Raw genomic sequence first — 10,877 nt, 5'->3', positions numbered from 1 at the left:
GCCCTGCGGGACGCCTTCCGCCAGGCTTCCCGGAACGCCCGCGAGCTGGGGCTGCGCCTGGCCGAGGAGCTGGTGACGACCGTCCGTCCGCGGGTGCAGGGCTTCTACCTGATTCCCTCGTTCGGGCGCTACGACCGGGTGCTGCACCTGGTGCAGATCCTGCGCCGCGAGGCGCCAGCGCCCCTGGGCCCGTGACCCGGTTCTTGCATCCGTGACCGGCCCCGTCTGCCTGTGAGCTGGCCCGTGCATCCGTGAGCAGTCCCCTCCGCCTGTGACCAGACCCATCCGTGTGGAGCGACAGCGTAGCATCCGCGCCCCGCAGCAGCGTGTCTATCAGTTGCTCACCCGGGTGGAGGGCCTGCCGCGCTTCGCCGACATCTGGCTGGTGGCGGATGTCCTGGAGCGCAGTGGCGGCCAGGTGGTGGCGGAGTTCCGCGGCTACTTCGGCGGGCTGCCGGTGGAGTCGGTGCAGCGGCTGAGCCTGCGTCCGCCGGGGCGGGTGGAGTTCCGCCAGCTCCGGGGGACGTTCAAGGCCCTGCGCGGGGAGTACGTCGTCGAGCCAGAGGGGTCGGGAGCCCGCCTGACCGCACGGGTGGAGGTGGAGGCGGGAATCCCCATGCTCAGTGACCAGGCGGTGCAGATGGCCTTGAGCGCCGCCGTGGAGCGCCTGCTGAACAGGGTGAGGGACGCTGCCGAGCGGGACCTGCCCAGGCTGGCGCCGGCCAGGCGGTCTGTCCCCGCCAGGCCGGCGCTTGCTGCCGCCGGCCCGGAGGCTGCTGCCGCCCCGGAGGAAGCGGCCGCAGGTGAAGCCTCGGCGGAGCAAGGCGGAACCGCAGAGGCGGTGCTGACTGGTCCTGCGCCGCCACCTTCGTCCTCTCCGCCTCCGGGGGAGATTGCGGCCGTAGAGGCACGGCGTCGACCGGGGCGGCGCCGCCGGCGTCGGCACCGCCGGCGTCCTCTGGAATCTCCACCGGCCTCGTCTCAGGGTGAGAGCGGTGCCCCTCCGATGCCGGGAGGCTGAGCATACGCGGTGAGCCCGAAGATGGTCACGCCCACCGAGGTGGGCAGCGTTGTCGAGCCCACCTTGCGCATCGTCTGGTCGGACGGGCACCACTCCGTCTACGGCTGGCGCGCCCTGCGGCTGAACTGCCCCTGTGCAGCGTGCAAAGGCGAGTGGAACATCCGCCGCGACCTTGACCCCGCCTCTATTCCGGAGAACATCCGGGCGCTGCGCCTGGAGCGGGTGGGCGCGTACGCCCTCCGCCCTGTCTGGACGGACGGGCACAGCACCGGGATCTACACCTTCCCCTACCTGCGGTACGAGATCTGCGAGTGCGCCGGGTGTGCGGCCCGCCGGGAGATGGGCGGGACGGGAGGCGCGCCTACGGAAAGAACACTCTAAGGAGAATCGGTACGAGGATGGCTACCGCGATGCCGTAGAGCAGGGCGTGGACCCGCCCGCTTAGCGCATCGATCTTCCCGTCCAGACGGGCTGCCAGCGCATCGATCTTGCCGCCCAGACGACTCGTTACCTCGTCAAGTTTCACCTCGACACGGCCCAGCCGGGCTTCGATCGAGCCAAGGCGCCGGTCGATTTGCTCGTAGCTCCCCTCCAGCCGGGCAAGACGGACCTCCACCGATTCCATTGGCGCCGTAACCTCCTGGCAAGTGCATCATACCCCAAGTATCGGCAGGCCAACTCAGGCTTCCGGGGGTCGCGAGATCCGTGTGCTAGTATGAAGGAGTAGCGGCGGGGGGAGGCCGACGAGATGGATCAGGTGAGCCGGGAGCAGGTCCTGCAGGCGCTGCGGGAGGTCCAGGACCCCGAGCTGCACAGGAGCATCGTGGACCTGGAGATGGTCAAGGACGTCCGCATCCGGGACGGAGTGGTCTCGGTGGAAGCTCTGCTCACCATCGGAGGCTGCCCTCTGCGCGATGCCATCCAGCTCTCCATCGAGGAGCGCCTGCGGCGGCTGCCCGGGGTGCGCGGGGTGCAGGTGTCCCTGGGGGTGATGAGCGACGCGCAGCGGCAGGCCCTGATCGGCAAGCTGCGCGGCGGCGCCACAGGTCCGCAGGAACGCTCCCCTTTCCTCACCCCGGAATCCCCCACCCGGGTCATCGTTGTGGCCAGCGGCAAGGGAGGCGTGGGGAAATCCACGGTCACCGTGAACCTGGCTGTGGCCATGCGCCAGGCCGGGCACCGCATCGGGATCATCGACGCCGACGTCTACGGGTTCTCCATCCCCCGGATGCTGGGGCTGGGAGGACAGCCCACCGTGATCGACCAGATGATCATCCCCCTGGAGAAGGACGGCATCCGCGTCATGTCCATTGGCTTCCTCCTGCCCGACGAGGGGGAGGCGGTGATCTGGCGTGGCCCCATCCTGCACAAGACCATCACCACCTTCATCGGCGAGGTGCACTGGGGAGACGACCTGGACTACCTGCTCATCGACCTGCCTCCCGGCACCGGTGATGTGCCCATCACCCTGGCCCAGACGCTGCCTCAGGCGCACATGGTGGTGGTGACCACACCGCAATTGGCCGCGGTGAACGTGGCCCGGCGGGCGGCGCGGATGGCGGAGAAGGTGAACATGGAGGTGCTGGGCATCATCGAGAACATGTCCTGGTTTCAGGCGGCGCCGGATGCTCCACCGGTCTACATCTTCGGCCGGGGAGGCGGGCTGCGCCTGGCGGAGCTGCTGGGTGTACCCCTGCTGGGCGAGATCCCCCTCGACCCGGCCATCCGCGAAGGCAGCGACGCCGGGGAGCCCATCGTCACCACGCACCCGGACAGCCCTGCGGCGCGCGCCTTCCGCCAGGTGGCCGCCCGGGTGGTGGACCGGTTGCCGGCGCGCGTGGGCTGATGCCTTTGAGGTGATGACATGAGCGCGGTTGAGGTGGCCACCTACAAGAACTACATCGGCGGGGCCTGGGTGCCGGCCAGGTCGGGGCGGGTGATGGAGACCATCAACCCGGCCACCGGCCAGGTGCTGGGACTGGTCCCCCAGTCCGGCCCCGGGGACGTTGAGGATGCAGTGCAGGCGGCCGCCCGCGCCTACCCCTCCTGGCGGCGGGTGCCGGCACCGCGGCGCGCGGAGATCCTCTTCCGCGTCGCCGAGCTGATCCTGCGGCGCAAGGAGGAGCTGGCCCGCCTGATGACCCAGGAGATGGGCAAGGTCCTTATGGAAGCCCGCGGCGACGTGCAGGAAGCCATCGACATGTCCTACTTCATCGCCGGGGAAGGACGGCGGCTGCACGGCTACACCGCCCCCAGCGAGATGCCCCACAAGGCCGCCTACTGCGTGCGCGCGCCCCTGGGCGTGGTGGGCGTAATCACACCCTGGAACTTCCCCATGGCCATCCCCTCCTGGAAGATCCTCCCTGCGCTGGTCTGCGGCAACACGGTGGTCTTCAAGCCGGCGTCCTACACACCGTTGCTGGGGCTGAAGTTCGTCCAGCTCTTCGAGGAGGCCGGGCTGCCCCCGGGTGTGCTCAACATCGTCACCGGCCCCGGCGGGGCGGCTGGGGAGGCCCTGGTGCAGCACCCCCAGGTCCGCCTCATCTCCTTCACCGGCTCCACCGAGGTCGGGCTGGCCCTGGCGGAGAAGTGCGCCCACCTGGGCAAGCGGGTCTCCCTGGAGATGGGCGGGAAGAACGCGGCCATCGTCCTGCCCGACGCCGACCTGGGCCTGGCCACTGACGCGTTGATCTGGAGCGCCTTTGGCACCTCGGGGCAGCGCTGCACCGCCTGCAGCCGGATCATCGTGCACCGCGACGTGCGGGCGGAGCTCACGGAGCGGCTGGTGGAGCGGGCGCGGCGCCTCCGCCTGGGCGACGGGCTGCAGCCGGAGACCGAAGTCGGCCCGGTGGTCAGCGAGGCCCAGCTGCAGCGCGTCCACCAGTACGTGGAGATCGGCAAGGCGGAAGGGGCGCGCCTGCTGACCGGCGGTGGGCGCGTCACCGACGGGGAGCTGGCCCGCGGCTTCTTCTACGCACCGACCATCTTCGACCAGGTGCGGCCGGGGATGCGCATCGAGCAGGAGGAGATCTTCGGGCCGGTCACCGACCTGATCGAGACGGCCTCGCTGGAGGAGGCGGTGACCATCCTCAACGGCACTCAGTACGGGCTCTCCGCCTCCATCTTCACCCGGGACATCAACGCGGCCATGGAAGCCATTGACGACATCGAGACCGGCATCGTCTACGTGAACCACGGGACGATTGGCGCCGAGGTGCACCTGCCCTTTGGCGGGACGAAGAACACGGGCAACGGCCATCGGGAGGGCGGCGAGCAGGTCCTCGACGTCTTCAGCGAGTGGAAGGCCGTCTACATCGACTACAGCGGGCGGCTGCAGCGGGCGCAGATCGACCGGGAGTAGGCCGGCCGGTGCGCCGCGGCCTGCGGGTGGGGCTGCTGACGGCGCTCCTGCCGATAGCAATTGGGCCCGTGCCCGCAGTGGGCGCCACGGTTTCCTCGGAGGTTGGCACCACGGTCGTCACCGCCTTATCGGGCGCCACCAGCACAGCCCGGGCCACTCTCACCTCCAGCGCTATAAGAACAACCGACGCCGCTCCGGCTGCAGCTCCTTCGACTGGGACGGATGCCATCACCATCACCGCTGACGAGCTCATCGTGGAGCCCGCCGGGGTAATTGTGGCCACCGGCCGGGTGCAGATCTCTGACGGAACCACCGCCGCCGAGGGCGCCCGCGCTGAGGTGGACCTCCACCGCCGCACCATCCTCCTCACCCCGGGGACGGTGCGAACCTCACAGGGGGTACTGCGCGGTCGGCGGATCAGCGCGCGGTACGCCGCGGCCCGCCTCACCGAGATATGGGCGGAGGGAGATGTGCGGCTGTGGGCTGGAACGGACCTGCAAGCGCAGGGGGCTCGGCTCCTCTACCGCCTGGAGGGCGACCTGCTGACCATGGCCGGAGCAGTGCGGGTGGAGGCGAGGCGCGGCGTTGCCGAGGGGGACCGCCTGGAAGCTCGCCTCCTGCGCCGCGAGGTCACCGTCTGGGGGAGCGTGCGGCTCCGGGTGGACGACATGGATGCGACGGCGGACCGGGTGTCCCTCCTGCTCCCGGCGCAGCAGGCCGTGCTCACCGGGCAGGTGCGCCTGACACAGCAGGGCCGGACGCTCTGGGCGCAGCGTGTCACCGTGGACTATGGGACGGGGCGGGTGGTGGCCGAGGGGCCGCTGCGGTTGACCATCCCCCAGGAGCAGCAGCCGTGAACCGGGGCAGTCAGGGCAGCGGCCCGGGGGACGCCTCTCACGGCGGTAGCCCGGGTGGCGGCCGCCACGGTAGCGGCCCGCACCCCGGCGACCGGAGCCACGTCGACCCCTTCGCGCCGCTGCGGCCGCACGTCCACAACGCCCTGCCTGCGGTGCATGCGGCCTGGGCGGCGGGTGTGCTGGGCAGCCATCCCTCGCTGTATTCGCGCAGCCCCCTTCTGTGGAACGCCGCCTTCCAGGCGCTGGGCCTGCCCGCGGTGTACGCCGCCTTCGACGTGGCGCCACAGCAGCTGGAGGCGTTCCTCTCCGCCTGCCGGGCCGCTCCCACTCTGCTGGGCTTCAGCGTCACCGTCCCCTACAAGGAACAGGTGATACCCTTCCTGGACGGTGTCGATGCTGATGCGGAGGCGGTGGGCGCCGTGAACGTGGTGGTGCGCACGCCAAAGGGACAGCTCCTCGGGGCGAACACGGACGGTCCGGCAGCACTGGAGGTGCTGCGGCGGCTGGAGGGGAGCGCGCCTGCGGGCGACCGGGTGCGCCCGGTGCTCCTCCTGGGCGCAGGTGGGGCGGGGCGGGCCGCAGGCGTGGCGATAGCCAGGGGGATGCCCGGGAGGGGCATCGTCCTGTCCAACCGCAACCCGGAGCGCGCGGAGGAGACGGCGTCTGTTATCCGGCGATCCGGGGCAGAGGTCCGCGTCGTGCCTCCTGAGGAGCTGGAGGAGGTGCTCCCCGAGGTTGGCGCCGTGGTCAACGCCACCAGCGTGGGGATGTCCGGTCCCCTCACCACCGCCGCAGGGGTGACCTGGCTGGAGCCGTTCTCGCCTCTTGGGCCCGCCGACCCGCCGCTGCTCCCGTCCCCACCCACCACCCCCGGCGCGCCCGGCCTCAGTCTGGCCGCACCGGCCGTCCCTCCCGCCGCCTGGTGGGAGCGGGCCTGGCCGGGCATCGTCCGCAACCTGGAGGTCTCGCTGCGCCGAACCATGCGCCTGCGGCCGGAGGCGGTGGTCCTGGACCTGATCTACGCGCCGCCGGAGTCAGTCCTGCTTAAGCACGCGCGCTGGACGGGGCACGCGGTGGCAAACGGCGAGGGTGTGCTGATCGCGCAGGCGGTGGAAGCCCTGCTGCGGCTGTGCGCTCCGCTCCTGGCCGCCCACCCCGGCGCCCGGGAGCTGGTGCGGCGGGCCATGCAGGGGGCTGCCGGCGCAACGCACACCGGCTGAGTGGGCTGACTGCCGTCGCAACGCGGACTGGATGAGTCGGTCGCCCGCCGGCGGGTCTGTTCTCGGTCTATCCTTCACGGCGGTTTCCCCGCAGCCTCGGGTTCTTAGGTTTGACATTGTGCAAATAGATTGCATAATATGTAATCAACCCTTGCATGGCCGATTTCGCGGAGCGCCTCCTGCACGTTCGTCAGTGGCTCGCCCCCAGCCTGGCTGAGGACTGGCCTTGCCTGCCCGTGGTGCGCGCCGCCGGCAGCTACGTCTACACGCCCGACGGCCGCCGTTTCCTCGACTTCGTCTCGGGGATGGCCGCCTGCAACCTCGGTCACGGCCACCCGCGGGTGGTGGCGGCGGCCAGGGCGCAGCTGGAGGCGCTGATCCACGGCCCCCTGGGCGTATACCTGTACGATTCCGTCCTCCGGCTCTGCGAGGCGCTGGGAGAGGTCATGCCCGGCGGGCTGACCGCGTTCTTCTGGAGCAACGGAGGGACCGAGGCTGTGGAGGGTGCCCTGAAGCTGGCGCGCTACACCAGCGGCCGGCCGGCCATCGTGGCGTTCATCGGCGGATTTCACGGACGCTCCTACGGCGCGGCGTCGGTGACCACGTCGTCGGTCAAGTACCGCCGCCACTACGAGCCATTCCTTCCCTCCGTCTACCACGTCCCCTATCCCTACTGCTTCCGCTGCCCGCGCCGCCCGGCGCAGGGATGCTGCGACGAGCCGTGGGTCAGCCTGGAGCGGTTGTTCACCCACGTGGTGGCCCCCGAGGAGGTCGCCGCGGTGATCGTGGAGCCCATCCTGGGCGAGGGCGGGTACGTTGTTCCTCCGCCGGACTTTCTGCCGCGGCTGCGGGAGCTGTGCACCCGACATGGCATCCTGCTTGTCTTCGATGAGATCCAGACAGGCTTCGGGCGCACGGGGGAAATGTTCGCGGCGCAGACCTTCGGCGTCGACCCCGACATTATGGTGCTCTCCAAGTCCATCGCCTCGGGTCTGCCACTGAGTGCCGTGGCCGCCCGTCCGGAGCTCATGGCCCGCTGGCCCGCCGGTGCCCACGGCACCACCTTCGGCGGTAATCCCGTGGCCTGCGCCGCGGCCGTGGCCACGCTAGAGGTCTTCCGGGAGGAAGGGGTCCTGGAGAACGCCCGGCAGCGCGCCGCCGAGGCGTGGAAGGCGCTTCCGGGCCTGGCGCAGCAGTCGCCGCACGTCGGGGAGGTGCGGGGCAGGGGACTGATGATTGGGATCGAGCTCGTCGATCCGCAGCAGGGCGGGCGGCCCTCGGGGACGGCGGTGCGGACGGTCCTGGAGGGTTGCCTCCGCCGCGGGCTGATCCTCTACCCGGCCGGCTACGCTGGACACGTCATCCGCTTCATCCCACCGTTGACCGCGAGCGCGGAGGAGCTGGCCACCGGGTTGGGCATCCTCGCCGAGGCCGTGGGCGATCTGCAGCATCCGGGGGCGGATGCGCCGTGAGGACGCGCGTGGTCATCCTGGGTGCCGCGGGGCGCGACTTCCACAACTTCAACGTCTGCTACCGCGACCGTCCCGAGTATGAGGTGGTGGCGTTCACGGCCACCCAGATTCCCAACATCGCCGGCCGCCGCTACCCGCCCGAGCTGGCAGGCGGCCTTTACCCGCAGGGCATCCCCATCCTCCCGGAAGGGGAGCTTGCAGCGCTGCTCCGCCGCCGGGAGGTCGATACGGTGGTTTTTGCCTACAGCGACGTCAGCCACGAGCATGTCATGCACCTGGCCTCCACCGCGCTGGCGGCGGGAGCCGACTTCATCCTTCTCGGCCCGCGGCGCACCGCCCTGCCGGCAGCCCGACCGGTGGTTTCTGTCGGCGCCGTGCGCACCGGAGCCGGGAAGAGCCCTACCACGCGGCACGTGGTACGCATCCTCCGCGGCGCCGGGTGGCGTGTCGTCGTCCTGCGACACCCCATGCCTTACGGGGACCTGCGCGCCCAGGTGTGCCAGCGCTTCGCCTCCTGGGAGGACCTCGACCGCTACCGCTGCACGCTGGAGGAGCGGGAGGAATACGAGCTCCACCTGGCCCAGGGCACCACCGTCTACGCCGGGGTGGACTACCAGTGCATCCTGCGGGCAGCCGAGCAGGAAGCGGATGTGATCGTCTGGGAAGGCGGTAACAACGACCTCCCCTTCATCCGGCCGGACGTCCACATCGTTGTCGTGGACCCGCACCGCCCGGGGCACGAGCAGCGCTACCACCCGGGTGAGGCCAACCTGCGCATGGCCGACGTGGTGCTTATCAGTAAGGTGAACACCGCCTCCGCCGCGGCCGTGCAGGCGGTGCGTGATTCCGTCGCCGCCCTCAACCCCACGGCCGCGGTGGTGGAGGGTGCGCTGACCATTGAGGTGGACGACGCGGAGCAGCTGCGTGGGAGACGGGCGTTGGTCATCGAGGACGGCCCCACGCTGACGCATGGGGAGATGGGCTACGGAGCGGGGACACTGGCGGCCCGCGAGCACGGAGCGACCCTTGTCGACCCCCGTCCCTGGGCGGTGCGCTCCATCGCCGAGGTCTACGCCCGCTACGCGCACCTGGGGCCGGTGCTGCCGGCCATGGGCTACGGCAAGGAGCAACTGGCGGATCTGGCCGCGACCATCGACGCCGTCCCCTGCGATGTCGTGGTCTGTGCCACCCCGGTGGACCTGCGCCGCGTCCTGCCCATCGCCCGCCCGGTGGTCCGAGTGCTCTACCAGCTGGAGGAGCGGCCCGCCGGAGCGCTGGCAGACCTGCTACTGCCGCGTCTGGCCGTCGCCCGGTCGCGCAGCGCGCGCGTCCCCGCTGTCCCTGGAAGCGGGAAGGGGGTGGGGGGATGAGCGGACCGATCCAGTCGGCCGACCGCGCCCTGCGCATTCTGCAGGTGGTGGCCGACCACCGGCAGCCCCTGAGCCTGCTGGAGGTCAGCCAGCTTGTCGGCCTGCATGCCAGCACCACCTATCGCCTGCTGGCTACGCTGCGTGATCGCGGCTTCGTGGAGCAGGAGAGCGCAGGCGGTCGCTACCGCGTGGGCATCCAGGCCTTCCGCGTGGGAAGCGCCTTCCTGGCCGCGGCAGACCTGCGGGACCGGCTGCGCCCCGTGCTGGCCACCCTGGCGGCGCACTCGCGGGAGACGGCCAACCTGGTCATCCTCCACGAGACCGAGGCGGTCTACATCGATCACATCGTCGGCGTGAACATCGCCAAGCTGTTCACGCAGATTGGGCAGCGCGTACCGCTACACTGCACCGCGGTGGGGAAGGTGTTGTTGGCCTATGCGCCCGATCCTGAGGGGCTGCTGCGGCGGCTGCGCCTGCGCCGGTTCACCCCGTACACCATGACCACAGCCACGGCGCTGCGGCGGGCCCTGGCCACAGTGCGCGCCGCCGGGTGCGCAGTGGACCGGGAAGAGCACGAGCTGGGGGTGGCCTGCGTGGCCGGCCCGGTGTGGGATGCCGCCGGCCGGGTCGTCGCGGCCGTGGGCATCTCCGGGCCGAGCGCACGGGTCCTGCCACGCCTGGCCCAGATGCAGCGCCACGTCCGGGCTGCGGCGACGGCGGCCAGCCGCCTGATGGGCGCGTCCGCCGCCGTGGCGCGCCCGGGCGGCGCGGAGGCCCTAGGTGAAGGGGGTGGGCAGGATGGGAGACAGATGACGCGCCGTCATCCGCACGGTTGAGCGGGTGGTACTGTTGATAGGCTGCCGCGGAACCCCGTTCCGCGGTGCGCCAGTATCAGGCGAGGAGGGGAGGGGGTGCAGTGAGGAACCTGTCGACACGTTTCGGAGTCTTCGGCGTGGCCGCCGTCCTGGTGGCTGTTGTGCTGGCCGGGTCCGGCGCGCAGGCGCAGCAACGCATTGGGGGGACGCTGAACATACTGGTGATGCCGGGCTACGAGGAGGAGCAGATCATCAAGCCCTTCGAGCAGCGCTACGGTGTCAAGGTGAACTCCAAGATCTACCCCAGCTCCGACCAGATGTTTGCCATCCTCAGTGCGGCACGACCCGGGGAGTGGGACATCGCCACACCCGACACGCCCTGGATCGCCAAGCTGGTGAGCAGCGACCTGCTGCTCCCGCTGAACGCGGCTGAGTATCCCGAAGTGAAGAACTTCTTCACCCGCTGGCAGAAGTTCGACCAGAACTACGTGAAAGGGACGCTATACAGCGTTGTCAGTCGCTTCGGCTTCTACGGGATCGTCTACAACTCTAAGTTCGTCAAGGCGGAGGAGACCCGGTCGATCAAGATCATGTGGAACCCCAAATACAAGGGGAAGATCGTCCTGTTCGACTGGTACCTGCCCAACATGGGGATGATCGGGCGCTACCTGGGGTTCCGGCGGCCCTACCGCATCCGCGGCGAGGATCTGAAGAAGCTGGAGCAGACCCTGTACTCGCTGCGACCGCAGGTGGGGATCATT

At 70.2% G+C, this 10,877-nt stretch carries 12 protein-coding genes; 11 read left to right on the top strand and 1 reads right to left on the bottom strand.

Features of this window, described 5'->3' with window-relative positions:
• The 3 genes from QN152_13070 to QN152_13060 form a co-directional block, all read left to right on the top strand.
• A partial coding sequence (locus tag QN152_13070) for a hypothetical protein (protein ID MDR7540438.1) occupies positions 1–195 on the top strand: 195 nt, incomplete at its 5' end.
• A 76-nt stretch (positions 196–271) separates the two neighbouring features.
• On the top strand, positions 272–1,021 hold the full coding sequence (locus QN152_13065) for an SRPBCC family protein (protein ID MDR7540437.1): 750 nt from the start codon (positions 272–274) through the stop codon (positions 1,019–1,021).
• 9 nt (positions 1,022–1,030) lie between these two features.
• Positions 1,031–1,402, top strand: a complete 372-nt coding sequence (locus tag QN152_13060; protein ID MDR7540436.1) for a DUF971 domain-containing protein — start codon at positions 1,031–1,033, stop codon at positions 1,400–1,402.
• Here the strand turns inward: QN152_13060 and QN152_13055 are convergent.
• Entirely contained in the window at positions 1,383–1,646 is a 264-nt protein-coding gene (locus QN152_13055) for a hypothetical protein (protein MDR7540435.1), read from the bottom strand. The genes QN152_13060 and QN152_13055 overlap by 20 nt on opposite strands.
• Before the next feature lie 123 nt (positions 1,647–1,769).
• On the opposite strand from QN152_13055, the gene QN152_13050 reads away from it, so the two are divergent.
• From QN152_13050 to QN152_13015, 8 genes are all read left to right on the top strand, one after another.
• Positions 1,770–2,867, top strand: a complete 1,098-nt coding sequence (locus QN152_13050; GenBank protein ID MDR7540434.1) for an Mrp/NBP35 family ATP-binding protein — start codon at positions 1,770–1,772, stop codon at positions 2,865–2,867.
• A gap of 18 nt (positions 2,868–2,885) precedes the next feature.
• Positions 2,886–4,382, top strand: coding sequence for an aldehyde dehydrogenase family protein (locus tag QN152_13045; GenBank protein ID MDR7540433.1), 1,497 nt, complete (start codon positions 2,886–2,888; stop codon positions 4,380–4,382).
• A gap of 8 nt (positions 4,383–4,390) precedes the next feature.
• Complete coding sequence (locus QN152_13040; GenBank protein MDR7540432.1) at positions 4,391–5,239, top strand: LptA/OstA family protein; 849 nt, start codon at positions 4,391–4,393, stop codon at positions 5,237–5,239.
• Positions 5,236–6,459, top strand: coding sequence for a hypothetical protein (locus QN152_13035; GenBank protein ID MDR7540431.1), 1,224 nt, complete (start codon positions 5,236–5,238; stop codon positions 6,457–6,459). The genes QN152_13040 and QN152_13035 overlap by 4 nt, the downstream gene beginning before the upstream one ends.
• Positions 6,460–6,614: 155 nt before the next feature.
• Positions 6,615–7,931, top strand: a complete 1,317-nt coding sequence (locus QN152_13030; protein MDR7540430.1) for an aspartate aminotransferase family protein — start codon at positions 6,615–6,617, stop codon at positions 7,929–7,931.
• Positions 7,928–9,301, top strand: coding sequence for a cyclic 2,3-diphosphoglycerate synthase (locus QN152_13025; protein ID MDR7540429.1), 1,374 nt, complete (start codon positions 7,928–7,930; stop codon positions 9,299–9,301). Before QN152_13030 ends, QN152_13025 begins: the two co-directional genes overlap by 4 nt.
• Positions 9,298–10,137 (top strand): IclR family transcriptional regulator, encoded by an 840-nt coding sequence (locus QN152_13020; GenBank protein MDR7540428.1) that lies wholly within the window; start codon positions 9,298–9,300, stop codon positions 10,135–10,137. The genes QN152_13025 and QN152_13020 overlap by 4 nt, the downstream gene beginning before the upstream one ends.
• 80 nt (positions 10,138–10,217) lie before the next feature.
• Positions 10,218–10,877, top strand: a 660-nt coding sequence (locus QN152_13015) for an extracellular solute-binding protein (GenBank protein ID MDR7540427.1), incomplete at its 3' end; no start/stop codon positions are given.

The organism is Armatimonadota bacterium, assembly GCA_031459715.1.
Classification (GTDB): Bacteria; Sysuimicrobiota; Sysuimicrobiia; order Sysuimicrobiales; family Humicultoraceae; genus Humicultor; species Humicultor tengchongensis.
The sequence above is the reverse complement of the archived record's forward strand: the minus strand, read 5'-3'. Positions and strand labels throughout refer to the sequence as shown.